Genomic DNA, 25,667 nt, shown 5'->3' with positions numbered 1-25,667 from the left:
TGTGTCAGACCGCCGGGAGGCCCAGGACCTCGTCGGGGTGTTCGTGGATGAGGTAGGCGTCGAGGGTGGCGGCGCGGTGGCGTCGCGAGGCCTTCTCGATCTCGCCGAGAGGTGCCGAGGACTCGATCAGCCGGAGGATGTTCTCGTGCTCGCGCACGCTCTCGGCGGCGCGGCCGGGCACGAAGCTGAAGGTCGAATCGCGGAGGTGCCCGAGGCGTGCCCACTCGGCCTGCACGAGTTCGAGCATGCGCGGGTTCGCGCAGCGTTCGAACAGCGTCGCGTGGAACTCCTGGTTCAGCGCGGTGAAGGCGCGCGGGTCGAAGTGGTCGAGCGTCTCGATCATGCGCTCGTTGATGGAGCGGGCGCGTCGGACGTCGTCGGCGGTCAGTGCGCGGGCGGAGAGCGCGGTCGCCGTGCCCTCGAGGATGCTGAGCGCCTGCATGCTGTGGCGGTACTGCGAATCGTCGACCATCGAGACCCGTGCCCCGATGTTGCGCTCGAAGGTCACGAGGCCCTCGGCCTCGAGTTGCCGGATCGCCTCGCGGACGGGTACGACGCTCATGTCGAGCTCGCCGGCGATCGATCCGAGCACGAGTCGATACCCCGGGGTGAACTCCTGGCGCGCGATGCGTTCCTTGATCCAGTGGTACGCCTGCTGCGACTTGCTGAGCGTCACGTCCGTGCCGCTCATGAGCGCTGCTCCTCGTACCGTGCGCGCCACTGGGCGTTCATCGGGAACAGGCCGTCCACGGGATGTCCCGCCGCCACTTGCTCCGCGATCCAGGCGTCCTCTTCTTCCTGAGCCAGGGCCGCATCGACGACCTCCTCGACGAGAGCGGGCGGGATGACGATGACGCCGTCGCGGTCGCCGACGATGACGTCGCCCGGCTGGACGGTGGTACCGCCGCATCCGATCGTCACATCGGTGTCCCACGGGACGTGGCGCCGGCCGAGTACCGCCGGGTGTGCGCCGCGCGAGAAGACGGGGAGGCCGACGGCCGCCACGGCGTCGTAATCGCGCACGCCCCCGTCCGTGACGATTCCGGCGGCGCCGCGGGCTTTCGCTCGCAGGGCCAGGATGTCGCCGAGCGTGCCCGACCCCGTTTCGCCGCGCGCCTCGATCACGATGACCTCGCCCTCGCCGACGTCGTCGAACGCGCGCTTCTGCGCGTTGTACCCGCCGCCGTGCGAGGCGAAGAGGTCTTCGCGGTGGGGGACGAAGCGGAGCGTACGGGCGAGCCCCACGAGCGTGGTGCCCGGGTGCATCGCACCCACACCGTCGATCGTGACGTCGTTCAGTCCGCGCTTGCGCAACTGCCCCGACAAGCCCGCGACGGGCACCCGTGCGAGCTTCTCGCGCAGATCGTCGGTCAGCCGGAACGGTTCGGGGGTGGGGGGAAGGCCCGCGCTCTCGCGCGAGCCCCAGGCCTCGGCGCGCTGGTGGTCGTCGACCGACGGCAGCGAGCCGAGCGCGTCGTCGAACGGGGCGTCGCCCTGCACCACGGTGGTGACGAGGCGCCCCGAACTGGGCGTCCCGGGCGCGTCGGGGGCGTCGACCTCGACCTCGACCACGGCACCCGGCAGCACCACGCTCGACCCCGCCGGCGTGCCCGTGAGGATGACATCGCCGGGTTCGAGGGTGAAGTGCTGCGAGAGGTCGGCGACGATCTGCGGCAGGGGGAAGAGGAGGTCTTCGGTCGTGTCGTCCTGCGCCAGCTGACCGTCGACCCAGACGCGCACGCGCAAACCCGTGGGCGACACGGTCTGAGCGGGAATGAGACGCGGTCCCACCGGCGTGTAGCCGTCGCGCCCCTTGGAACGCACGTTGGAGCCTTTGTCGTTGGCGCGCAGGTCGTAGACCCCGAAATCGTTCGCCGCGGTGACCGCGGCCACGTGCGCCCACGCCTGGTCGATCGACACTCGGCGCGCGGTGGCGCCGATGACGAGGGCGATCTCTCCCTCGAAAGCGAGAAGCTCGGTTCCGGCCGGTCGCTCGATCGTGGACCCCGTGGATGCCAGAGAGCTGGACGGCTTGAAGAAGTACGAGGGGTTCGCCGGTCGGCGTCCGCGCTGATCTGCGCGCGAGGGGTAGGACAGGTGCACCGCGATGACCTTGCCCGGACGCGCGGGGAGGGCCGCGAAACGGGGGTCGCCGGCATCCGACATGCTCATGCGGCTCCTTTGCTCGTTGTGTCGTATCTGAAATCGTATATGATCCTTCACGGCGGATCAACACCGCTGCGGCGCAGACCGCACCCACCGACAGAGCAGTCGCAGGAGGCCACCGATGACTTCACCACGCCCATCCGTTCCCGAGGGGTTCACCCCGACCGGAACGATCTCGACACCCACCGATCGACGCCGCGTGGTCTTCGCGACCGTCGTGGGCACCACGGTCGAGTGGTACGACTTCTTCATCTACGCGCAAGCGGCGGGCCTCGTTTTCGCCGCCGTCTTCTTCGAGCCCGCAGGCCCGGGCATCGCGCTGATCCTGTCGTTCCTGACGGTGGGGCTCAGCTTCCTGTTCCGCCCGCTCGGCGCCTTCCTGGCCGGACACTTCGGCGACAAGTACGGCCGCCGCGTCGTGCTCATGGTCACCCTGATCCTCATGGGCGTGTCGACCACCCTCGTGGGTCTGCTCCCGACCTACGCGGCCATCGGCATCGCCGCTCCGATCCTGCTGATCTTCCTGCGCATCCTGCAGGGCATCTCGGCCGGTGGCGAGTGGGGCGGCGCGGTGCTCATGGCCGTCGAGCACGCTCCGAAGAACCGGCGCGGACTCTTCGGTGCCTCGCCCCAGATCGGCGTGCCGATCGGCCTCCTGCTGGCATCCGGGATGATGGCGATCATGGCGCTCATCGCTCCGGGCGACGCCTTCATCGAATGGGGATGGCGCGTGCCGTTCCTCTTCAGCGTCGTGCTGATCTTCGTCGGGTACTACATCCGCAGGCGCGTCGAGGAGAGCCCGGTCTTCGTCGAACTGGCCGAGCGCCGAGAAGAGACCAAGACCCCCATCGTGCAGCTGTTCCGCAAGCACTGGGCGCTCGTGATCATCGCCGCGTTCGTCTTCGCGGGCAACAACGCGGCCGGGTACATGTCCACCGGGGGCTACATCCAGAACTACGCGACGAACCCCGCGGGCCCGCTCGGGCTCGATCGCGGTCCCGTGCTGTGGGCGGTTGCCGGAGCATCCGTGGGCTGGCTGATCTTCACGTGGCTCTCGGGCTGGCTGAGCGACATCATCGGCCGGCGCACCACCTACATCATCGGCTGGATCGCTCTCGCGATCGGTGCCGTCGCGCTGTTCCCGCTCGTGAACACCGGTGAGATCGGGCTGCTCTTCCTGGGTCTCCTCATCCTGACGGTGGGCCTCGGTTTCACCTACGGCCCGCAGGCCGCGCTGTACGCGGAGCTGTTCCCCGCATCGGTGCGTTTCTCGGGGGTGTCGATCTCGTACGCGATCGGCGCGATCCTCGGCGGCGCGTTCGCCCCGACGATCGCCACCGCGCTCGTGCAGGCCACAGGCACCACGTGGTCGGTCGCGATCTACCTCGTCGGCATGGCCGGGCTCGGCCTCATCGCGACGCTGCTGCTGCGGGACCGCCGTGGCATCCCGCTCGGACCGGACAACGAGGCCCAGCAGGCGGTGTCGCCGATCTACGGGGTATCGAGGTCCTGACCCTCCCGCCCGCGCGCAGCGGCGGAGATCGTCACCGGCACGCCGGGTGGGAGGGTGCCCACCCGGCGTGCCGCTGCACGTCTCCGCCGTCGTGCTCACCGCGTGATGACCTTCGGGGCGGCGACGGCCTTCAGACCTTCCTTCCCGAACTCCATCCCGTAGCCCGACCCCTTCACCCCGCCGAACGGCACGAGCGGGTTGAGGGTGCCGTGCTGGTTGATCCACACGGTGCCCGCCTGCAGGCGCTCGGCCACCGCGAGGGCGTCGTCGACGTCGGAGCTCCAGACCGAGGCGCCGAGCCCCTGGTCCGTCGCGTTCGCCCGGGCGATGGCGTCGTCGAGGTCGGTGTAGCGCAGCACCGGGATGACGGGGCCGAACTGCTCCTCGCTCACCAGCGCCGCGTCGTCGTCGATGTCGGCGACGACCGTGGTGCGGTAGAAGTGGGCCCCGAGGTCGGGGGCGGCGCTCCCACCCGTGACGATGCGCGCGCCGCGCTCGCGCGCGTCGTCGACCAGGCGCGACACGATCGCGAACTGCTGCGCGGTCGACAGCGGACCGAGGGCGCTGCCCTCGTCGGTGCCCGGTCCCATCGGGGTCGCCTCGGCGAGCTCGGCGAGCGCGCCGACGACGTCCTCGTAGAGCGAGTCGTGCACGTAGAGGCGCTTGAGCGCGGCACATGTCTGGCCGGTGTTGATGAAGATGCCCCAGAACAGACCCTGGGCGATCGCGGCGACATCCGTGCCCGGAAGCACGATGCCGGCGTCGTTGCCGCCGAGCTCCAGCGTGAGGCGCGCCAGGTTGTGCGCCGAGCCCTCGATGATGCGCCGGCCGGTGGCCGTCGAACCGGTGAACATGATCTTGTCGAGGTCGGGGTGCGATGCGATCGCCTCGCCGACGTCGCGGCCGCCGGCGACCACGGTGAGCACGTCCTCGGGCAGGTGCCGGTTCATGAGCGCCGCCACGGCCAGCACGCTCAGCGGGGTGTATTCGCTGGGCTTCGCCACGACCGTGTTGCCCATGCGCAGCGACGGGGCGATCTGCCAGATCGCGATGAGTGCGGGCCAGTTCCACGGTCCGATCGCGCCCACGACCCCGAGCGGGGCGTAGTGCAGCTCGGAGCGCGTGCCCTCGGCCTCGAACAGCACCTCGGGCTCGAGCACGGTGTCGGCCGCCTGGCGGATCCACACCGCGCAGCCCGCGGCCTCGAAGCGGGCACCCGGTCCGTTGAGCGGCTTCCCCTGTTCGCGCGCGATGATCTGCGCGAGCTCTTCGGCGTGCGCGTCGATCTCGTCGGCAGCCCGATGCAGGATGGCCGAGCGCTCGGCGTGCGTGAGTGCCGCCCACGCCGGTTGGGCTGCGCGGGCCGCACTCACCGCCCGCGCGAGATCGGCCGCCGTGTGCATCGGCGCGTAGCCGATGGTCTCCCCGCTGGCGGCGTCGGGGATCGCGCGGCCGACCGCTTCGTCGACCGTGATCTCGGCGAGCAACGTCGCCGTGTGCGTCTGTGTCATCTGATCCTCCCTGAGCAGATCCATGCGCTCAGTCAACCCGCGCGAGCCGTGGGGCTCTCGGGCTGTGGCGCACGCCACGTGTCGTGGAGCGAACAGTCCGCGTCGGGAGGATCAGTCCGCGAGCGCCGCGGCATCCAGGTGCAGAAGGCGGTGATCGCGCGGGCCGTGCCCGTACGTCGATTTGAACAGCTTGCTGAAGTGACTGGGGTCGATGAACCCCCGGGCCTGCGCGATCTGCACGATCGATCGCGAGGTCTGCGCCGCGTCTTCGAGATCGAGTCGACAGCGCTCGAGGCGCCGCGACCGGATGTAGCCCGAGACGGTCTCGCCCTCGTCCTGGAAGAGGTATTGCAGCTGGCGAGCCGAGATGAAGTGCGCTCGGGCGATCGTGTCGGTGTTCAGACCGGGGTCGTCGAGATGCGCGTCGATGTAGTGCGCGACGGCGTCGAGCGTGACGCGCCAGGGCTCGCGTGCGGTCGAGCTCTGCAGTTCGGCCGAGAGCAGCGCGGTGATGAGGTCGAAGGCGCTACGGATGATGCGCGCGCCGTTGACGCCCTCGAGCTGGTCGAGGTCTTCGGCGAGGTGCTGCATGAACGGGCAGATGACGCGCCCGACGCCGGTGTCGCCGCGCAGGCGCACCGCGGTGACGGTGGGCACGAGGTTGGCCGAGAGCCCGAGCATGCTGTGCGGGAACATCATCACGAGCGAGCGCATCTCACCGGCGTACTCGAGCGTGTACGGGCGCGCCGTGTCGTAGATGGCGACGTCGCCGGGGGAGAGGTGGGCGCTGCGACCGTCTTGCATCACGAGCCCGGTTCCGGTCAGTTGCATGCTGAGCTTCAGGTGGTGCGGGTCGTCGCCGCGGATCGACGCCGGCGAGCGGTGCACCCGATGCGAGGATGCCGCGATGTCGGTGACGCACGTACCGTCGACGACCCGGGTCCGCAGGCTCCCGGAGAACCCGTCGGGGTCGATGGTCGACAGGGCGAGGGGGACGAATCGGTTGCCGACGAGGCGGACCCATTCGTCGAAGCTCACACCGTGGTGGTTCTGCATGTCGCGCGCCGTCGGGACCGGGTGCTCCATCGCCTGCCTCCTTGCAGTGACGTCGAAACGTGGACCCAGCCTAAACGCGCCCGCGGCTGCGCGCCCGAGACCCCGGCCGGTGTGCGCCGACCGCCATGGCGCTTGCGCCGTGGGCCATGTGGCCGCGGCATCCGGCCCGACACACTGGTCCGACGGGACACCGGTCCCGCACGAATCCATGCGAGGGAGCATCAGGTGATCCGCGACGATCTGTACGACATCGGTCTGCGCCAGCGGCGCGACATGTTCGGGCCCGAGGGGGCGGAGGGACAGGTCGAGAACACGACCGACCTCAACGACAAGATCCAGGACTTCGTCACCCGGTACTGCTTCGGTGACATCTGGCAACGCGACGGTCTGTCGCTCACCGACCGCAGCAAGGTGACCCTCGCGATGCTCATCGCGCAGGGCAAGGCGCACGAACTGCGCATCCATACGCGCGGCGCACTCGCCAACGGCGTGCCGGTGCTCGAACTGCGCGAGGTCATCGTGCACTCGATGCTGTACTGCGGCATCCCCGCCGCCGTCGAGGGACTTCGCGCGCTCGAGGAGGTGCTCGCCGAGAAGGGCCTGCCGTCCAGCGTCGACGGCGAGGCGGAGAAGGCCGGGGTGCCGGCATGAGCGGAGGGACGAGCCCCGTGGCCGGCGTGCGCACCGTCGGATTCATCGGTCTGGGCACCATGGGCGACCCCATGGTCACGAACATCGCGTCGTCCGGCGCGTTCGAGCGCGTGCTCGTGCACGACGTCGACGTCGAGCGCGCGGCAGCGCTGGCTGCCCGCATCGGCGCCGAGGCCGCGGCCGACATCACCCACCTCTCCGCCTGCGAGGTCGTGGTGCTCATGCTGCCCACGAGCGCGATCGTGCGCGCGGTGCTGGTCGACGACGACGGTGCCCCGCGCATCCCGTCTCCGCGCGGCACCGTGTACGTGGACATGAGTTCGTCCGACCCGACCGAGACGGTCGAGACCGGACGCCTGTTGGCTGCGGCGGGCCTGCACCTCGTCGATGCCCCGGTGTCGGGGGCACGCGAGCGCGCGATCGCGGGCACGCTCGCGATCATGATGGGCGCGGACGACGAGGATGCCGCAAGGCGGGCCGTTCCCGTCGTGGACACGATGAGCGCCCGCATCTTCCGCACCGGTGGTCTGGGCACCGGGCATGCGATGAAGGCGCTGAACAACTTCGTGGCCGCGGCGGCGTACACCGCGTCGACGGAGGCGCTGACGGCGGGTGCCCGATTCGGGCTGGACCCCGCGGTGATGGTCGACATCTTCAACGCCTCGACCGGGCAGAGCTTCGTGACCACGCACGTCCTTCCCGACCACATCGTCGACGGCCGATTCGCCTCGGGCTTCGCGCTGCCGCTCATGACGAAAGACGTGCGGATCGCGCAGAAGGTGCAGCGGGCGACGGGGCATGACGCACCCGTGTGCGATGCCGTGGCCGGCGCGCTCGGCGATGCGCTCGACGCCCTCGGCAACGTCGACCACACCCGCGCGTACGAGTTCTGGAATGAGCGCTGAGATGACCGTCGCCGCTTCCGCGCCGATGCGGACTTCGCGCTTCGATCGGTATCTGCGGGGCCAGAGCGCCGTGCTCGGCGTGATCGCGGCGAGCGCTCTCGTCGTGCTGATGCTGGCCACGGTCATCGACGTCATCGTGCGCTTCTTCGCCCGGGCGAGCGTGCCGGGAATGATCGAGGTCGCCGAGTCCGCCCTGGTCGCCTCGGTGTTCCTGGGCCTGGCATGGACGTCGATGCAGGGCGGGCACGTCGCGGTGTCCATCGTCACCGACCGCCTCAGGCCGGTTCTCGCGCGTGCGGTGTCGGTCGTGGTGTGGGTCCTGAACGCGGGCCTGCTGGCGTGGATGACGTATGCGTCGGTGATGCGCGCGCTGCAGGCGACCGCGTTGAACGAAACGCGATTCGGTCTCGTCCAGTGGCCGGTCTGGCCGCTGCGCTGGGTGATCGCGGTCGGACTCGGGCTGTGGCTCGTCGTTGCGATCGCGAACGTCGTGCGCACCATCCGAGGACGTGGGGCCTACGGCGAAGACGCCGAGCCCACGGTCGACGCGTGAGCGCCGGCCGGAAAGACAAGGAGTGAATCCATGCTGGTGACGATCATCGTGCTCGCGGTCGTGGCACTGCTCATCCTGCTGCTGATGGCCCGGATGCCGGTGGCTCTCTCGCTCGCTCTGTCGGGGGCCCTGGGGCTCGGGGTGCTGCAGGGGACCACGTACGCGACGAATGTGCTCGGCTCGGTGCCGTTCTCGGCCACCGCGAGCTTCTCGCTCACGATCATCCCGATGTTCATCCTGATGGGGATGCTGGCGATGCGCGCACGGATCGCCGAGCACGTGTTCGCGATCGCCAACCACTTCGTGAGCCGGTTCCCCGGGGGACTGGGCGTCGCGACCGTCATGGCGTGCGCGGGGTTCTCGGCCGTCTCGGGATCGAGCATCGGGACGGCGGCGACCATGTCCAAGCTCTCCGTCGGAGAGATGCGCGCCTACGGCTATCCGGCGGCGCTCGCGACGGGCATCGTCGCCATCGCGGGCACGCTCGGCGTCATCATCCCGCCGAGCACGTTCCTCGTGCTGTACGCGATCATGACGGGAGAGTCCGTCGCGCAGATGCTGGCGGCGGGCATCGTCCCGGGCCTGTTGACGGCGGTGGGCTACATCGCGTACATCCTCATCCTCGGCCATCGCCAGATCGTGCGGAGCGACGTCGGGCTCGAAGACGTCGTCGTCGAGGCGCGCACCGCAGCGGCGGCCGCCGCGCGCGGCGGCGCCGCGACGGAGGCGCCCGTGCACTCGGCTTCGATCGACGCCGCGTTGCACGCCGCACCGAACACCGGTGCGGTGCGTCAGTCCTACGGGCTGACCGCGCGCACGCTCCCGTGGCGCGGGCTCGTCCGCCTCGGCCTGATCTTCCTGATCATCCTCGGGGGGATGTTCTCGGGGGTGTTCACCTCGACCGAGTCGGCCGCCATCGCCGCGTTCGTGGCATTGCTGATCCTGCTGTGGGAGTTCCGCCGCTCGGGCGTCGCCGCCCTGTGGAGCAACGTCAAGGGCGCGCTGCTCGACACTGCGCAGACGACGTCGATGGTCTTCATGATCCTCGTCGGCTCGAGCGTCTTCTCGACCTTCCTCATCGCGGCGCACGTTCCCGACACGATCACGACCTGGATCGCCGGTCTCGAGATCCCCCCGCTGCTGACGATCGGGCTCCTGCTGCTGCTCCTCCTGCCGCTGGGCACGGCGCTGGATGAGATCTCAGTGCTGATCATCACGATCCCGATCATCTATCCGGTCGCGATGGAGCTGGGCTTCGACGGCATCTGGCTGGGCCTCATGATCGTCAAGCTCACCGCGATCGGAATGGTGACCCCACCGGTCGGTATGACCTGTTTCGTGGTCTCGGGAGCGACCGGCGTGCCGACCGAGACCGTGTTCCGCGGGGTCCTGCCTCTGCTCTCGATGGACGTCGTCGTCTCGGCCGTGCTGTTCTTCGTGCCCGCGATCGTGCTCTGGCTCCCCTCCCTCGTCGCGCAGTCGGCCGGGTGAACCGGACGTGCGCCGATGACCCGGCAGTGTGCGGCTGCAGCCATGGGGATGCCGCCGCCCGCCGCCCAGACTGAACCCACCCGCGATCCGCTCCTCGGTGGAGCGGACCGACAGAAAGGACGATGATGTTCTCACAGCACTCCCGCCCCCGCTCGCGGCGGGCTCTCGCACTCGCCGGGGGTCTCGCGGCGACGGCGCTCGCGATCACCGGTTGCGCCGGCATCCAGAACTCCACCGGCGGCGGTGACGCCGGGAGCGAGAGCGTGACCTTCACCCTCGCCACCGGCGCGCAGGCCGGAACGCCGAACGCTGCGGTGCAGGACTGGTTCCTCGACCGTGTCGAAGAGGTCACGGAGGGACGCATCAGCTTCGAGCGCACCGCCACCGAGGCTCTCTGCAAGGCCGCCGAGGTCGCTGACTGCGTGCGCGACGGTCGCGCGCAGATCGGTGTCACGGTGCCCGACTACACGCCGCAGTACTTTCCCTCGACCAGCATGGTCAGCATCCCGTTCCTCAGCCAGAACTCGCAGGCGATCATGCAGTCGATCTACGACCTGCACACGAGCTACGCGCCGGCGATGGCGGTGATCGACGGCAACAACCTGCATCACGTCGCCACGTGGCCGGTGGGCCGGTTCCTGCTCGGCAGCAAAGCACCGCTCGAGGATGCCGGGCAGTTCGCCGGCCTGCAGATGCGCGCCTCGGGCCCGATCATCCAGCAGGTGCTCAGCGGCGCCGGTGCCAACATCGTCGCGATCACCGCACCCGAGACCTACGAGGCGGTCGAAAGGGGCGTCGTCTCCTCGATCGGCGGCGCCATCGACTTCCCCGTGAACTACAAGATCATGGAGTTGCTGCCGTACTGGAGCGACCCGGGTGTCGGCCAGTACTCGACGTTCGGCATGTGGGTGTCCAAGGATGCGTACGATGCCCTTCCCGACGACCTGCGTCAGCAGTTCGACAGCGTCGTCGAAGAGCTCAACGGCGGTGAGGGGATCGCGGCGTTCAACAAGACCGCGGCCGGTCAGTGCCAGGAGATGCTCGAGGCGCCGACGGTCAAGAACCTGACGGCGTGGGACGAGTCGGCCACCCGCGCGTGGGAAGAGTCCGTCGGCGACACCGGTGCCCAGAAGTGGATCGAGCTGGCCACCGGCCAGGGGCTCGACGACGCCAAGGGCGTGCTGGAGCAGTACATCACCGGCCTCGAGACCTACGCCGACGCCGACTACGACGACGCGACGAGCGACTGCGTGGCGGCGTTCGCCGACCGCTGACCTTCACCCGCGCGCTGCCGGGTCCGGGACTTTTTCGCCCGGGCCCGGCAGCGCCTCTCGAGAGGATGCCGTGATGCACAAGATCGTGGTGCTGTACCCGCCCCCCACCGACCGCGCGCACTTCGCGCGGTACTACCGCGAGACCCACCTTCCCCTGGCCGCGCGACTGCCGGGAGCCGTCGAGATGGGCTATGCGCTCGACCTCGATGCCCAGGGCGGCCCGTATTACGCGATGTTCGAGGCGACCTTCGCCTCGCCCGAGTCCGCCGACGCCGCGATGGCCTCTCCCGAAGGTCTCGCGGTGCAGGCCGACGTGTCGCACTACGCGAGCGGTGGCGCGATCGTGATGGGAGTGCCCCTGGTCGCGGTGAGAGCCGCGGCTGCCCGGCCGCCGCTCGACTGACCGCGGGTCAGGAGTTCACCCGGATGATCTCTTGTTGGTACGGGGCGATGATGTCGCCGCTGATGCGCAGGTCGAGCAGCAGGAAGGGGCGCTCGTCCGGATCCCGCGCGGTCCAGCGGGCGAGCGCCTCGAGGTCGGCGATGTCGCGCACGACCACCCCTTCGGCACCGAATCCGCGGGCGACCGCGGCGAAGTCGACTTCGGGGATCAGCATCGGCTCACGGGCCAGTCCCTTCAGTCCGTAGAGGTTGACTTCGGCGCCGTACGCAGCGTCGTTCCACACGACGGCGAGCCCACGACCACGCGCGACACGCACCGCCGACTCGAGGTCGGCGATGGCCATGAGCCCGCCGCCGTCCCCGGTGGTGAGGACGATCGTCGACTCGGGCCGGGCGGCGGCGGCGCCGGGCACGCTCGGGAACCCCAGCCCGATCGACTGGTACGCCGTGCCGACCATCATCACGCGGTCGGGCGATGCCACCGGCCAGTACATGTTCGACCAGCCGAGGAAGTGACCGCCGTCCGAAACCACGACACGGTCCTCCGGGAGCAGCTCGCCGACCCGCACGGCTACCGTGCGGGGGTCGAGGCGGCCGTCGGGGGCGACCCCGTCACCCGTTTCGCGAACGCGCAGTGCCGCGACGTCCACGCTCTCCCGCCAGCCCGATGACCGCGCGCTCCGCGCGGCGAGGCGCGCCACGATCGCGGCGGCGGCTTCGGCGGCGTCGGCGCGCACGAAGCCTCCGACTTGCGGGTGCGTGGCCGAGGCGGCCGTGTCGATCTGGAACACGCGCGTGCGCGGATCGAACAGCTCGCCGAAGCGCATCGTGAACTGGTTCAGGCCGGCGCCGAACACGACCGCGACGTCGGCTTCGCGCACGAGCCGCATCGCCCGCTCGGCGCCGAAGCCTCCGGTGACGCCGAGGTCGTAGCGCTGGTCGGGGAAGATCCCGCGGCCGAGAGCCGTCGAGGCAGTGATCGCCCCGGTCGCCTCGGCCAGCGCTCCCAGCGTCTGCCCGGCGTCGGCGAGCCAGGCGCCGCGCCCCGCGAGCAGGAACGGGTGCTCGGCGTCGGCGAGCGCGTCGGCGACACGGTCGAGCGCCGCCGTGGTGAAGGGGATGGCGGGTGCCGCCGGGGCGGTCGGCGTCAGCGGGGTCGGGGAGGGAACCTCGCCCGCCTCGCGGGCCGCGACGTCGTAGGGGATGGCGAGGATCGCCGGACGGCGGTAGGTGAGGGCGTGCTCGAGAGCGATCGCGGTCGTGGCCGCGGCATCCCGGTCGCCCACCGTGTAGGTCCGCACGCCCACGGCGGAGCCGAGCGCGATCTGGTCGACGCCCCACGGGCGCGGGCCCGAGGTCGGCTCGTCACCGACGACGAGCACGAGCGGAATGCGGGCCTGCGCCGCCTCGGCCAGCGCGGTGAGCGTGTTCGTGAACCCGGCTCCGTATGTCGCGGTCGCCGCCGCGATGCGTCCGCTCGCACGGTGGTAGGCGTCGGCGGCCACCACGCCGCCCGCCTCATGGCGGAGGGCGGTGAACGTGGCGCCGGTGCGATGCAGCTCATCGATGAAGTATGCGTTGCCGTTTCCCATCACGCCGAAGACGTGATCGACGTGGGCGGCGAGGGTGCGGGCGACGTGTGCGGACACGGAGGGCATGGCGAAGCCTTTCGAGACGGTACGGGTGCGGAAGCCGTATGTGTCTCGCGCACTCGGTCATCGAGCGGCTGTGTGCCCCTTTTTCGAGCACCGGCGGGGGTGGCGCGCGCCGGACGGCATGAGTATGCCACACCCGCGTCTCCGCAGTCTCTTGCGGAGGCGGACTGCGCCTATCCCCGCCGGGTCCGGGGGCTCCTCACAGCGCAGCGCGGATCGCCTCGGCGGCCGAGGCCAGTCGCGCGGCGATCGCGGCGTCATCCAGCTCCGTCGACACGTGCACGGCGGCGACCGCGGCAGGTGGTCGTCCCTGCACGGCGAGCGGCACGGCCACGGCCCGCAGCGACGGGATGACCTCGTCGTGGCTCGTCGCCCAGCCGCGTTCGACGGCCTCGGCGACCTCGGCGGCGAGGCGTGCGTCCACGTCGTCGGGCCAGAGCCGCGGGGGCAGCTGCGCGAGCACCGCGCGACCCGGCGCCCCTCGGGTGATCGGATGCCGTGCGCCCGGGCGCTGCGCGACGGCGGTGACCGCGTGCCGCGGCTCGACGCTCGCGAGCGTCACGCACTCGTCGTGGTCGAGGACGACCAGGAAGCACGTCATCCCGAGGTCGTTGGCCGCGGCGGTCAGCTCGGGGAGCGCCTCGGACTGCAGGTCGGCGGCGACCCCCGCGGCCAGTGCGGCCAGGCCCGTCCCCAAGCGCACCGCTCCCGTGGCATCCCGCGAGGCCAGGCCGTGGTCTTCGAGCGTGCGCAGCAAGCGGTAGGCGACGGAGCGATGCAGGCCCACCCGCCCCGCCAGGTCGTCGATCGACAGCGCCGCGCGGGCGGCGGCGAGTTCTTCGAGCAGCCGGATGCCACGGCTCAGGGTCTGCGAGGCAGGGGCGGCATCTTGCCGTGCGGGCATGGAGCAGCTAGCCTCTCGTTCGATAGAAGAACGTTGCGTTCGAATATAGAACACCGCGTCGCCGCGGTGCAACCCGACATCGACGTCAGGAGAAACGATGCAGTTCCATCACCACGGGTACGTCTCGGGCGATCCGCGCGTGCAGCCCGCCGCGGGGACCGGTGTCGACCGCCCCGTCGACCTCCCCGACGAGGTCGACGTCCTCATCGTCGGCTCCGGCCCGGCCGGAATGCTGCTGGCCGCACAGATGTCCCAGTTCCCGCAGGTGACGACGCGCCTCATCGAGAAGCGCGCGGGGCGCCTCGTGCTCGGCCAGGCCGATGGCATCCAACCCCGTAGCGTCGAGACGTTCCAGGCCTTCGGGTTCGCCGACCGTATCACCGCCGAGGCCTACAACATCGGCTGGATGAACTTCTGGGCCCCCGACCCCGAGGCGCCCGAGCGCATCGTCCGCACCACCCGCACCGAGGACTACGCGCTCAAGATCAGCGAGTTCCCGCACCTCATCGTCAACCAGGCGCGGGTGCTGGACTACTTCGCCGAGGCGGCCGCGAACGGCCCCGCGCGGATCGTGCCCGACTACGGCGTCGAGTTCGTCGACCTCACCGTGCGCCACGAGGGGGAATACCCCGCCGAGGTGCGGGTGCGGGATGCCGCGGGCGAGCGCATCGTCCGTGCCAAGTACGTCGCCGGGTGCGACGGCGCTCGCAGCGGCGTGCGGCAGGCGATCGGGCGCACGCACGTCGGCGCGGCATCGCAGCACGCGTGGGGTGTCATGGACGTGCTCGTCGAGACCGACTTCCCCGATTGGCGGATCAAGTGCGCGATCACCGCCGCCGCCGGCAACATCCTGCACATCCCGCGCGAGGGCGGTTACCTCAGCCGCATGTACATCGATCTCGGAGAGGTCGCCGCGGACGACGACCACCGGGTGCGGCAGACCCCGATCGAGGACATCATCCGCCGGGCGAACGAGATCCTGCACCCCTACGCGATCGATGTGAAGCAGGTCGCCTGGCACAGCGTCTACGAGGTGGGTCACCGGGTGACCGACCGCTTCGACGACGACGAGGAGAACCCCCGGGTCTTCCTCACCGGCGACGCCTGCCACACGCACAGCGCGAAGGCCGGGCAGGGCATGAACGTCTCGATGCAGGACGGCTTCAACCTCGGCTGGAAGCTCGGCCACGTGCTCACCGGCCTCGCGCCGGCCGACCTGCTGCGGACCTACTCCTCCGAGCGTCAGCCGGTCGCGCAGCAGCTCATCGACTTCGACCGCGAGTGGTCCTCGCTCATGGCGCGCAAGCCCGGCGAGATCACCGACCCCGACGAACTGTCGACGTACTATCTCGCCACCGCCGAGTTCCCCTCCGGTTTCATGACGCAGTACGGTCCGTCCCCGATCGTCGGGGCGGACGCGGCGCAGGAGCTGGCATCCGGGTTCCCCGTCGGCAAGCGATTCCACAGCGTCGAGGTCGTCCGCGTGTGCGACGGCAACCCCGTTCACCTGGGGCACCACGCCCGTGCCGACGGGCGTTGGCGTCTCTACGCCTTCGCGGACGCCGACGGCACGGCGCTGCGCGCGTGGGCCGAGGCCGCGCGGGCGATCGTCGAGCGGTTCACTCCGGCCGGTGCGGATCTCGACGCCGTGTTCGACGCGAAGGCGGTGTTCCCCGGTCGCTGGGAGGACGTCGTCGACGTGCCCGAGCTCTTCCGCCCGCGATCGGGGCCGCTCGGGCTCACCGATCTCGAGAAGGTGTTCGCGGCTTCGCCCTCGGCGTGGACGACCGCCGACATCTTCGCCGAGCGCGGAATCGCCGCCGACGGAGCCGTCGTGGTGGTGCGCCCCGACCAGTACGTCGCGCACGTGCTGCCGCTGACCGATCCCGCCGGTCTGGAGCGCTTCCTCGCCGGCGCGATGGCTGCCCCGGCGGGTGCGACCGCGCGCTGAGCCGTCGTCGGGGCCCCGGGATGTCCGCGCCGTCCGCGATAAACGCTCTGCCGAGCGAGACACGGCGGGGCGCGGCGTGTCTCACTCGCGGCGGCGTTTATCGGCGACAGGGTCGCGTCGCCGCGGCCGAGGCGCGCTGGCCGTGACGGCGATCATGCCGAACCCCTTGTACGCAACGTATATCGGCGCGCGCCGGTGTGCTGAGAAGAATGGGCGGGGACACCCCGCATCGATCCAGGAGGATTCATGACCGATTCGCGCGAGAGCGAGCTGCTGGCATCCGTACCCACCGGCCTGCTGATCAACGGGGAGTGGCGCGCCGCCACGGGCGGCACGACCGTCTCCGTCAAGGACCCCTCGACGGGTGACGTCATCCACGAGATCGCCGACGCGACCGTCGACGACGGCGTCGCGGCGATGGATGCCGCGGCCGACGCGTTCCCGTCGTGGGCGGCGACGCCGGCGCGGGAGCGGGCCGAGATCCTCCGTCGCGCGTTCGACCTGCTGCAGGAGCGCAAGGAGGACGTCGCGCTGCTGATGACCCTCGAGATGGGCAAGCCCCTCGCCGAGGCGCGCGGCGAGGTCGGCTACGGCGGCGAGTTCCTGCGGTGGTTCAGCGAGGTCACCGCCCACACCCAGGGCCGCTACGGCGCGAACCCCGAGGGCACCGGACGCATGATCGTCACGCAGCACCCCGTCGGCCCCTGCTACCTCATCACCCCGTGGAACTTCCCGCTCGCCATGGCGACGCGCAAGATCGCTCCGGCGCTCGCCGCGGGCTGCACCGTGGTGATCAAGCCCGCGACCCTGACGCCGCTCACGACCCTGTTCTTCGCGCAGATCCTGCAGGACGCGGGCGTGCCGGCGGGCGTCGTCAACGTCGTCACCACGACGAACACCGGGCCCGTGTCGGAGCGCATCATCTCCGACCCGCGCCTGCGCAAGCTGTCCTTCACGGGCTCGACCCCGGTCGGGGTGAAGTTGCTGCAGCAGGCCGCTTCGGGAGTTCTCCGCACCTCGATGGAGCTCGGTGGCAACGCCCCGTTCGTCGTCTTCGAGGATGCCGACCTCGACAAGGCCGTCGAAGGGGCCATGCTGGCGAAGTTCCGCAACATCGGTCAGGCGTGCACCGCGGCCAACCGCTTCATCGTGCAGCGGTCGGTCGTCGAGGAGTTCACCCGTCGCGTCACCGAGCGCGTGCAGGCGATGAAGATCGGCCGCGGCACCGAGGAGGGCGTGCAGATCGGACCCCTCATCGACGACCGCGCGGTCGACAAGGCCAAGACCCTCGTCGGCGACGCCGTCGAGCGCGGCGCCACGGTCACCACGGGCGGCTCGCCCGTCGACGGCCCCGGCACCTTCTTTGAGCCCACCGTCGTCTCGGACGTCCAGCCGGGCAGCGACATCCTCCGCGAGGAGATCTTCGGACCCGTGCTCGCGATCGTCCCCTTCGACACCGAGGACGACGCGGTGCGCATCGCCAACGACACCGAGTACGGCCTGGTCTCGTACGTCTTCACCGAGTCGCTCGCGCGCGGTCAGCGCATGATCGAGCGCCTCGAGACCGGGATGATGGGCCTCAACGTCGGTGTGGTCTCCAACGCTGCCGCCCCGTTCGGCGGCTGGAAGCAGTCGGGCCTCGGCCGCGAGGGCGGCGACGAGGGCATCCACGAGTACCTGCAGACGAAGTACACCCTCACGGCGAACCCCTACGCCTGACCACCCCCGGATGCCACGACCCCGCGCTCCTCGGAGCGTCGGGGCCGTGGCATCCGGCGTTTCCCGCCGCGCACAACTCCTGCGTTTCCGCCCCTGCCGGGCGCCCGGCGAGGGGAGCCCGGTGTTCTGCAGGAGTTGTGCGGGCGGCCCCGCGCCGCGGGCCCCGCGCTCCTCGGAGTGTCGGGTCGTGGCATCCGCCGCGCACAACTCCTGCAGCCGGGTCGATCGGCGGCCTTTCTCGGTGCTGACGGGCTGCGGTGCCGGAGTTGTGTCTGCCCGCGGCGGTGACCGCGTCGGGCTGGGCGGCCCCGGGATGCCACGCGCACAACTCCTGCGTCACGCCGCGCGGCCCGGGATGCCATCCGCACAACTCCTGCGTCGCCTCGCCGCGGGCGGCCGGGATGCCAGGATTCTCCGCATCCTGCAGGAGTTGTGCCGCGCGAGACCGGGGTCAGTCGCCCGCGTGGCGGTCGAGGAACGCGAAGACCTCGGCGTCGTCGACGCCCGGGAACATGCCGCGGGGGAGCGGCGAGAACATGTGGCGGTGGACCCGGGCGCTCGGCCACGCCTTTCCCTGCCACCGCACCGCCGCCTCGGAGTCGGGGCGTCGGCAGCAGGATTCGTCGGGGCAGCGGGACACCCCGCGCGTCGAGGTCTCGCGGCCGCGGAACCACCGAGCGTCGTCGAAGGGAACGCCCACGGTGATCGAGAAGTCGCCGTCGGACGTGGTGCCGGTCTGCGTGGAGCACCAGAACGTCCCGGCCGGGGTGTCGGTGTACTGGTAGTGCTCGGTCGTGCGGTTGTGCTCGGTGAAGGCCGCGCGCGCCGAGAACTTCTTGCACACGATCTGGCCCTCGACCGAGCCGGTGACGTCGGTCGGCAGCGGCAGGTCGTCGTTCTCGTACACGCGGGCGATCGCACCGTCGCCGTCGACGCGCAGGAAGTGCAGCCGGATGCCGAGATGCGTCGTCATGAGGTTGGTCATGCGCATCGCGGCGGCCTCGTGCGTCACGCCGAACGCGTCGCGGAAGTCCTCTACCGCGAGGTTGCGGTCCTTCTTGGCTTGAGCGAGGAACGCGACCGAGCTCGTCTCGGGCATGAGGCAGCACGCGGCGTAGTAGTTGATCTCGAGGCGCTGCTGCAGGAAGTCGGCGTAGTCGGTGGGCGGGCGATGCCCGAGCAGACGGTGCGCCATCGCTTGCAGCGCCATCGACCGCAGGCCGTGTCCGCCGGGGATGGATGCCGGGGGCAGGTAGATGCGTCCGTTCTCGAGGTCGGTCACCGAGCGCGCCGAGTGGGGGAGGTCCGCGACGTAGATGAGTTCGAAGCCCAGCTGCTCGGCCATGATGCTCACCGTGCGGTGCGTCAGCGCCCCAGTGCCGTGGCCCGCGGCCTTGAGCTGCTTCTCGGCGAGCCTCTCGATCTCGGGGAGGTGGTTGTCGATCCCGCGCATGCGCACGCGCAGCTCGGTGTTGGCGCGGCGCGCTTCCTCGGGGCTCGCGATCGTCTCGCGCTCGCGACGCTGCAGCTCCCGATGCAGCCCCAGGACCGCCTCGATCGTTTCGTCGCTCGTCCCCTTGGTCACCTTGATCGGCGCGATGCCGAGCTGGCGGAAGAACGGGCTGGACTGCGCCCGCTCGAGCTCGATCTCCAGCGCCGCACGGCGATTGGGCGGCTCGGTCGACAGAAGCTCGGTGACCTCTGTCTCGGTCGCCCGCGCGATCTCCTGCAGCAGGGACAGCTTGGGCTCGCGCTTACCGTTCTCGATGAGACTCAGTTGGCTGCCGGCGACACCGACCAGGGCTCCGAGCTCGTCGAGCGTGTAGCCGCGGGCCAGGCGATGATGACGGATGCGATGCCCGAGCGTGGTCAGTTCGAGTGACGAGGCCATTCCTTGACGATAGCGAAAGATCATCGATTCTTGTGCCGCGATGGAGATGAAAGTCGCAGCGACAAGCCGCACAGTGGAGGAAGACCACCGAATTCGCTCTCAATCGAGGAGATCGACATGGCACTCGCCGACATTTTCCCGGGCCGCTCCGCCGATCGCTCCGCCGCGGCCTCGGTTCGCCCGACCCCCGCCGGCCACGGCATCCGTCCGTCGATCGAGGGCCCGGGCCTGGCCGCACTCGTCGCCTGGGTCGACCAGGTCGCCGCCCTCACGCAGCCCGATCGCATCCACTGGGTCGACGGGTCGGCGGCCGAGAACGACGCACTGCTGCGCGAGATGGTCGACGAGGGCAAGCTCATCAAGCTCAACCCCGAGTGGCGACCCGGCTCGTACCTGGCGCGCTCGCACCCGAGCGACGTCGCCCGGCTTGAGTCGCGCACCTACATCGCGTCCAAGCGCGAAGAGGATGCCGGCCCCACCAACAACTGGATCGCTCCGGCCGAGATCCGCGAGACGCTCGAGGGCGTCTTCGCCGGGTCCATGCGCGGGCGCACGATGTACGTCGTGCCCTTCTCGATGGGCACCGTCGGCGGACCGCTCAGCCACATCGGCGTCCAGATCACCGACAGCGCCTACGCCGTGGCATCCATCGGCATCATGACCCGGGTGGGTACGGCGGTGCTCGAGCAGATCGCCGCGGGTGCTCCGTGGGTGAAGACCGTGCACTCGGTCGGTGCGCCGCTGGCCCCGGGGCAGGCGGATGTCGCCTGGCCGTGCAACGACGAGAAGTACATCGTGCACTTCCCCGACACGCTCGAGGTGTGGTCGTACGGCTCGGGGTACGGCGGCAACGCGATCCTGGCCAAGAAGTGCTTCGCCCTGCGCATCGCCTCGGTCATCGGCCGCGACGAGGGCTGGCTCGCCGAGCACATGCTGCTCATCCGCGTCATCGACCCGAAGGGCAAGGCGTACCACGTGGCGGCGGCGTTCCCGTCGGCCTGCGGCAAGACGAACCTCGCGATGCTGCGCCCGAGCATTCCCGGGTGGCGTGTCGAGACCCTCGGCGACGACATCACGTGGATCCGTCCCGGTGAGGACGGGCGCTTGTGGGCGATCAACCCCGAAGCCGGCTTCTTCGGTGTCGCCCCCGGAACCGGTGAGTCGACCAACGTCACCGCGGTCGAGACGCTGTGGGGCAACACGATCTTCACCAACGTCGCGCTCCGCCCGGACGGAGACGTGTGGTGGGAGGGGCTCACGGACGAGGCGCCCCCGCAGCTCGTCGACTGGGAGGGCAACGACTGGACCCCCGCCTCGGGCCGGCCGGCCGCGCACCCCAACTCGCGCTTCACCGTGGCCGCCGCGCAGTGCCCTCAGATCGCGCAGGACTGGGAGACTCCCGAGGGCGTGCCGCTGGACGTCATCCTGTTCGGCGGGCGTCGCGCCACGAACGTGCCGCTGGTTCTCGAGGCCACGGACTGGTCGCACGGCGTCTTCCTCGGCTCGACGGTGTCGAGTGAGAAGACCGCGGCGCAGGAGGGCACCGTCGGTGAGCTGCGCCGTGACCCCTTCGCGATGCTCCCGTTCTGCGGGTACAACATGGGCGACTACTTCGCCCATTGGCTGAAGGTCGGCGAGAAGCTCCGCTTCGACCGCGCACCGCGGATCTTCCAGGTCAACTGGTTCCGCAAGGGCGACGACGGCCGCTTCCTCTGGCCCGGGTTCGGCGACAACGCGCGCGTGATCGACTGGATCATCCGCCGGGTGGACGGCCAGGTCGATGCCGTCGACACCCCCATCGGCCGCCTGCCCCGGACGCAGGACCTCGACCTGTCGGGCCTGGACCTGCCGGCCGCCGACCTCGAGGAGCTGTTCGCCATCGACACGGCGTCGTGGCTGGCCGAGGCCGACCTGACCGAGGAGTTCTTCGACACCTTCGGGAGCCACCTTCCGGCCGCCCTGCGTGCCGAGCTCGCCGCGCTCCGCTACCGCCTGCAGCGCGCGTAGCCCCACCGACTCGACGCCCCTCCCTGCTCTTGGCGCGCGGGAGGGGCGTCGTCCTGTCTGCGGGCGGGCGGCGGTGCGGGCCGCGGCGGGGGCGCAGAATCCGCGAGACTGCACCGGCCTGACATCTCCATTGCACGCTGCGGGGGAGATGTCAGGCGAATGCAGTCTCGGCACCCGCCCCGCGGGAAGCGGGCCCCGCCGCGCCCAGCGGCGCCCCGCCCCGCGCTCACACCAACAGCTGGTGCTTCGCGAGGTCGCGGTAGAGGGGGACGGATGCCACGAGCTCGCTGTGCGTGCCCTGGCCGACGACGCGGCCGTTCTCGAGCACCACGATGAGATCGCTGTCGACGACGGTCGACAGGCGGTGCGCGATCACGAGGAGCGTGCGGTCGGTCGCGACGGCGTCGATCGCCTCGCGCATGCGCTGTTCGTTGACGCCGTCCAGCGACGACGTCGACTCGTCCAGCAGCAGCACCGGGGGAGCGGCCAGCAGCGCTCGCGCGATCGCGAGGCGCTGACGCTCGCCGCCCGAGAGCATGACACCGTCCTCGCCGACCGGGGCGTCGACGCCGAGTGGATCGCGCTCGAGCACATCGCCGAGATTGACCGCGCGCAGCACCCGCTCGCATTCGGCATCGGATGCCGCGGGCGAAGCGAGGCGCAGGTTGTCGGCGATCGTGCCGGCCAGGGTGGGGGCGTCCTGCTCGACGTAGCCGAATCGCGCGCGCAGGTCCGCGCGCGGGAGGTCGCGCGCGTCGACGCCGTCGATGAGGATCGCCCCGCCCGTGGGGTCGTAGAAGCGTTCCACGAGCGACAGCACCGTGCTCTTGCCGGCGCCGGAGGGGCCGACCAGCGCGACTCGGGATCCGCGCGGCACGGTGAACGACACCCCCCGCAGCACCTCTCGCTCGGTCTCCTCGGCTTCCGTCACGGTCTCGTCGGCGGCGCGGTCGAGGTGCGCCTGCGCGAGCACCGAGCGCGCCTCCTTCGCCGCGGCCTCGCGCGCCTGGACGACATTGTCGGGGTAACGGAACCGGACGTCGCGGAACTCGATGGCAGCGGCATCCGTCCGCGGTTCGACGGCACCCGGCCGGTCCCCGTCCTCCTCGAGCGGGAGGTCGAGCACCTCCTGGATGCGGCCGAGCGCTCCCAGCGCCTGGTTCACGGACGTGATCGCCCCGATCGCCGAGGCGAGCGGCTGCACCAGCAGGAACAGGAAGATCACGAACGTCACGAGCGCCGCGACGTCGATGGCCCCGGATGCCACGCGGAAACCGCCCACGCCCAGCACCACGAGCAGCGAGACCTGCAGGGCGATCCCCGCGACGGGCACGATGAGCGCCGACACCTTCGCGATCCGGACGCCCGCGTCGTAGGCCGCGGTCGCGGTGGCGGTGACCGTCTCGACCTCGCGCTCGGTCGCCCCCGACGCGCGGATCGTGCGGATCGAGCCGACCGCCCGCTCGACACCCGAGGCGAGCTCGCCGACCTTGGCCTGCTGCACAGCCGAGGCCGTGCGGATGCGCGTGCTCAGCACCACCACGGTCGCGATCGAGACCCCGAGCACGAGCACGATCAACCCGAGCAGCAGCGGGTCGATGAACGCCATCGCCACGATCGCCCCGACGAGGATGAGCGCGTTGCCGACGGCATCCGCGAGTCCCTGCGTGAGCACGGCGTACAGCAGGGTCGTGTCGGTCCCGACGCGGGATACGAGGTCGCCCGTGCGGCGCGCGTCGAACTCGCTGATCGGCAGGCGCAGGATCCGGGAGATCAGCCGCCGGCGGCTGGAGTAGACCACCGCGGTACCGGTGCGCTGGAGCAGGTAGTGCTGGTAGCCCGAGATGAGCGACGACAGCACGACGAACCCGACCAGCATCCAGACGAGGAGCCCGAGCGGCACCGAATTCTGCACGCGAGAGATCACTTCGCCGACCAGGAGCGGTTGCACCAGCGTCGCAGCCGCGCCCAGCACGCTCAGTACCGCGACGACGATGAGCGTGCGGCGGTGCTCGAGGAGGAACGGCAGCAACTGACGGAAGGACGCGCGCGGGCCTTCGGGTGCACGGCGGCCGCGGCGGCCGCGAGCGGGAGAGGACACAGACATGCTCACCTCGTTCTGTGAGGGGGATCAGATTCGACCGTACTTCTTGTGGGCGGCCTGTTTGGACACGCCCAGTGCGCTGGCGATCGAGACCCAGGAGTGTCCGCGCAGACGGGCGCGCCGCACTTGGGCTTCTTCGACGCGGGCGATCTCCTGCCGCACCGCCTGGAGGCGGCGGAGTTCGGCCAGCGGTTCGTCGTCGCCGGTTCCATCGACGGCGGTGCGGGTCGTGTCGTTCATGTCGTCAATTTACGTTGACGAACGGGCATTCGTCAACGTGAATTGACGCCCCGCGCCCCGGGAACGACGGATGCCACGAGGCCGAGGCCCCGTGGCATCCGATCATCCGCTGGTCCGGGTCACGGAGCGGTCGCCGCGGCGGCGAGGTTGTCGTCGTAGTCGACGTCCTTGGTCTCGGGGGAGAGGGCCACCGCGATGAGGGTGAGCACACCCATCACGGACAGGTACGCCCCGACGAGCCACGGGTTCCCGCCGCCCGCGGCCCACAGCGCCACGGCGACGATCGGGGCGAGGGCGGCGCCGAGGATCGACGAGACGTTGTACGAGATCGCCGAGCCGGTGTAGCGCGTGTTCGTCGGGAACAGCTCGGGCAGCACCGCGCCCATGGGTCCGAACGTCGTGCCCATCAGCAGGAACCCGATGATGAGGAACGCCTGCACGTACACGCGCGTGAGGTTCGCGTCGGTCTGCGGCAGCAGGAAGAACGCGAAGGTCAGGCCGAACAGGATGATCGCGATCGTCACGCCGATCAGCAGACGCTTGCGACCGAAACGGTCGGCGAGCGGGCCGGAGAGCAGGGTGAAGACGCCGAAGAACACCACGCCGATGATCTGCATGATGACGAAGTCCGTGTACCCGAATCCGAGGCCGGGAACGTAGGCGGCGGGATCGAACGGGGTGCCGGCCTTCTCGGCCGCGGCGGCGGCACTCTCGAGCGTCGGCTTGGTGCCGTACGACAGCGTGAAGCTCGTCATGAGGTAGAACAGCACGTACGTCGCCAGCATGATGAACGTGCCGAGGATCAGCTGCACCCAGTTGCGGCGGATGACCTCGCCGAGCGGGAACTTGCGGATGACGCCGCTCTTCTCGGCCTTCGCGAACGACTCGCTCTCGACGAGCTTGAGGCGCACCCACAGGCCGACGATGACCATGACCGCCGAGAACAGGAACGGCACGCGCCAGCCCCACGCGAGGAACTCTTCCGAACGCTGGGCGGTGCCGTCGGGGTGGGGCAGGGCGAAGTTGATGGTGAGGAAGATGCCGTTGGCGATGATGAAGCCGATCGGAGCGCCGAGCTGCGGGAACGTGCCGTACCACGCGCGCTTGCCCGTCGGGGCGTTCTCGGTCGCGACGAGCGCCGCGCCCGACCATTCGCCGCCGAGCGCGAAGCCCTGCGCGAGACGCATGATCAGCAGGAGGACGGCCGCCCACACGCCGATCTCGTTGTAGGTCGGGAGGCAGCCGATGAGGAACGTCGCGATCCCCATCGTGAGAAGGGATGCCACGAGCGTGGCCTTGCGCCCGAACCGGTCGCCGAAGTGGCCGAAGACGACGGCGCCGAGCGGACGCGCGACCATCGCCGCGCCGAACACGCTGAACGACAGCAGGAGCGAGGTCGTCTCGTTGCCGGTGGGGAAGAAGAGGATGGGGAAGACGAGCACCGCCGCGGTGGCGTACGCGTAGAAGTCGTAGAACTCGATCGTCGTGCCGATGAGGCTCGCGGTGATGACACGCGAGCGGGGGTTGGCCGGGGCCGACGACGAGCGGACGGTGGGAGAGGAGGAGATCATGACTGCCTGACGAGAGATCGAGCGATCGCGTCCGTCGTGAGGGCGCAACGGTGGCGCGGGATCGGAGGCGGAGGTGTGCGCATCCGGGCGCGCGGCGGGGGGC

The 25,667-nt window shown here is 70.3% G+C and carries 20 protein-coding genes; 10 read left to right on the top strand and 10 right to left on the bottom strand.

The window, feature by feature from the left end; translation table 11 throughout:
* Positions 1 to 4: 4 nt before the first annotated feature.
* Together FE256_RS10190 and FE256_RS10185 are read right to left on the bottom strand one after the other, a co-directional pair.
* Complete coding sequence (locus FE256_RS10190) at positions 5 to 691, bottom strand: GntR family transcriptional regulator (RefSeq protein WP_138175288.1); 687 nt, start codon at positions 689 to 691, stop codon at positions 5 to 7.
* Positions 688 to 2,166, bottom strand: coding sequence for a fumarylacetoacetate hydrolase family protein (locus tag FE256_RS10185; RefSeq protein ID WP_138175302.1), 1,479 nt, complete (start codon positions 2,164 to 2,166; stop codon positions 688 to 690). The genes FE256_RS10190 and FE256_RS10185 overlap by 4 nt, the downstream gene beginning before the upstream one ends.
* Before the next feature lie 121 nt (positions 2,167 to 2,287).
* On the opposite strand from FE256_RS10185, the gene FE256_RS10180 reads away from it, so the two are divergent.
* Positions 2,288 to 3,679, top strand: coding sequence for an MFS transporter (locus FE256_RS10180; RefSeq protein WP_138175286.1), 1,392 nt, complete (start codon positions 2,288 to 2,290; stop codon positions 3,677 to 3,679).
* 95 nt (positions 3,680 to 3,774) lie between these two features.
* Here the strand turns inward: FE256_RS10180 and FE256_RS10175 are convergent, their stop codons facing one another.
* Both FE256_RS10175 and FE256_RS10170 read right to left on the bottom strand, forming a co-directional pair.
* On the bottom strand, positions 3,775 to 5,190 hold the full coding sequence (locus tag FE256_RS10175; protein WP_138175284.1) for an aldehyde dehydrogenase family protein: 1,416 nt from the start codon (positions 5,188 to 5,190) through the stop codon (positions 3,775 to 3,777).
* Between the two features lie 111 nt (positions 5,191 to 5,301).
* Positions 5,302 to 6,276 (bottom strand): AraC-like ligand-binding domain-containing protein, encoded by a 975-nt coding sequence (locus FE256_RS10170; RefSeq protein ID WP_171024290.1) that lies wholly within the window; start codon positions 6,274 to 6,276, stop codon positions 5,302 to 5,304.
* Between the two features lie 195 nt (positions 6,277 to 6,471).
* Between FE256_RS10170 and FE256_RS10165 the strand changes: the two genes are divergently transcribed.
* From FE256_RS10165 to FE256_RS10140, 6 genes are all read left to right on the top strand, one after another.
* Positions 6,472 to 6,897 carry a carboxymuconolactone decarboxylase family protein gene (locus FE256_RS10165; RefSeq protein ID WP_230006758.1) on the top strand — a complete coding sequence of 142 codons (426 nt, stop codon included), beginning with the start codon at positions 6,472 to 6,474 and terminating at the stop codon, positions 6,895 to 6,897.
* Positions 6,894 to 7,802 (top strand): NAD(P)-dependent oxidoreductase, encoded by a 909-nt coding sequence (locus FE256_RS10160; protein WP_138175280.1) that lies wholly within the window; start codon positions 6,894 to 6,896, stop codon positions 7,800 to 7,802. Before FE256_RS10165 ends, FE256_RS10160 begins: the two co-directional genes overlap by 4 nt.
* Positions 7,792 to 8,355 (top strand): TRAP transporter small permease subunit, encoded by a 564-nt coding sequence (locus FE256_RS10155; RefSeq protein WP_252370974.1) that lies wholly within the window; start codon positions 7,792 to 7,794, stop codon positions 8,353 to 8,355. The genes FE256_RS10160 and FE256_RS10155 overlap by 11 nt, the downstream gene beginning before the upstream one ends.
* 30 nt (positions 8,356 to 8,385) lie before the next feature.
* Positions 8,386 to 9,846 carry a TRAP transporter large permease gene (locus FE256_RS10150; protein WP_138175278.1) on the top strand — a complete coding sequence of 487 codons (1,461 nt, stop codon included), beginning with the start codon at positions 8,386 to 8,388 and terminating at the stop codon, positions 9,844 to 9,846.
* A gap of 122 nt (positions 9,847 to 9,968) precedes the next feature.
* Positions 9,969 to 11,120, top strand: coding sequence for a TRAP transporter substrate-binding protein DctP (gene dctP / locus FE256_RS10145; RefSeq protein WP_138175276.1), 1,152 nt, complete (start codon positions 9,969 to 9,971; stop codon positions 11,118 to 11,120).
* Between the two features lie 73 nt (positions 11,121 to 11,193).
* A complete protein-coding gene (locus FE256_RS10140; protein WP_138175274.1) occupies positions 11,194 to 11,523 on the top strand; it encodes an EthD family reductase in 330 nt (109 codons plus the stop codon).
* 7 nt (positions 11,524 to 11,530) lie between these two features.
* Here FE256_RS10140 and FE256_RS10135 read toward each other — a convergent pair whose 3' ends face one another.
* Positions 11,531 to 13,180 (bottom strand): thiamine pyrophosphate-binding protein, encoded by a 1,650-nt coding sequence (locus FE256_RS10135; RefSeq protein ID WP_138175272.1) that lies wholly within the window; start codon positions 13,178 to 13,180, stop codon positions 11,531 to 11,533.
* Between the two features lie 196 nt (positions 13,181 to 13,376).
* Positions 13,377 to 14,081, bottom strand: coding sequence for an IclR family transcriptional regulator (locus FE256_RS10130; protein WP_138175270.1), 705 nt, complete (start codon positions 14,079 to 14,081; stop codon positions 13,377 to 13,379).
* 97 nt (positions 14,082 to 14,178) lie between these two features.
* Here FE256_RS10130 and FE256_RS10125 point away from each other — a divergent pair, with 97 nt between their 5' ends.
* Both FE256_RS10125 and FE256_RS10120 read left to right on the top strand, forming a co-directional pair.
* Positions 14,179 to 16,032, top strand: a complete 1,854-nt coding sequence (locus FE256_RS10125) for an FAD-dependent monooxygenase (protein WP_138175268.1) — start codon at positions 14,179 to 14,181, stop codon at positions 16,030 to 16,032.
* A 246-nt stretch (positions 16,033 to 16,278) separates the two neighbouring features.
* Positions 16,279 to 17,751 (top strand): NAD-dependent succinate-semialdehyde dehydrogenase, encoded by a 1,473-nt coding sequence (locus FE256_RS10120; RefSeq protein WP_138175266.1) that lies wholly within the window; start codon positions 16,279 to 16,281, stop codon positions 17,749 to 17,751.
* A gap of 451 nt (positions 17,752 to 18,202) precedes the next feature.
* Here the strand turns inward: FE256_RS10120 and FE256_RS10115 are convergent, their stop codons facing one another.
* Positions 18,203 to 19,642 carry an XRE family transcriptional regulator gene (locus FE256_RS10115; protein ID WP_138175264.1) on the bottom strand — a complete coding sequence of 480 codons (1,440 nt, stop codon included), beginning with the start codon at positions 19,640 to 19,642 and terminating at the stop codon, positions 18,203 to 18,205.
* A gap of 117 nt (positions 19,643 to 19,759) precedes the next feature.
* Between FE256_RS10115 and FE256_RS10110 the strand changes: the two genes are divergently transcribed.
* Positions 19,760 to 21,649: a phosphoenolpyruvate carboxykinase (GTP) gene (locus FE256_RS10110; protein ID WP_138175262.1), complete on the top strand. Its 1,890-nt coding sequence runs from the start codon at positions 19,760 to 19,762 to the stop codon at positions 21,647 to 21,649.
* Positions 21,650 to 21,875: 226 nt separating this feature from the next.
* Here the strand turns inward: FE256_RS10110 and FE256_RS10105 are convergent, their stop codons facing one another.
* From FE256_RS10105 to FE256_RS10095, 3 genes are all read right to left on the bottom strand, one after another.
* A complete protein-coding gene (locus FE256_RS10105) occupies positions 21,876 to 23,756 on the bottom strand; it encodes an ABC transporter ATP-binding protein (RefSeq protein ID WP_138175260.1) in 1,881 nt (626 codons plus the stop codon).
* Positions 23,757 to 23,780: 24 nt separating this feature from the next.
* Positions 23,781 to 23,993: an AsnC family protein gene (locus FE256_RS10100; protein WP_138175258.1), complete on the bottom strand. Its 213-nt coding sequence runs from the start codon at positions 23,991 to 23,993 to the stop codon at positions 23,781 to 23,783.
* Between the two features lie 119 nt (positions 23,994 to 24,112).
* A complete protein-coding gene (locus FE256_RS10095; RefSeq protein WP_138175256.1) occupies positions 24,113 to 25,564 on the bottom strand; it encodes an MFS transporter in 1,452 nt (483 codons plus the stop codon).
* Between the last annotated feature and the right edge of the window lie 103 nt (positions 25,565 to 25,667).

Source organism: Microbacterium sp. 5K110 (assembly GCF_005774735.1).
GTDB lineage: Bacteria > Actinomycetota > Actinomycetes > Actinomycetales > Microbacteriaceae > Microbacterium.
The sequence above is the reverse complement of the archived record's forward strand: the minus strand, read 5'-3'. Positions and strand labels throughout refer to the sequence as shown.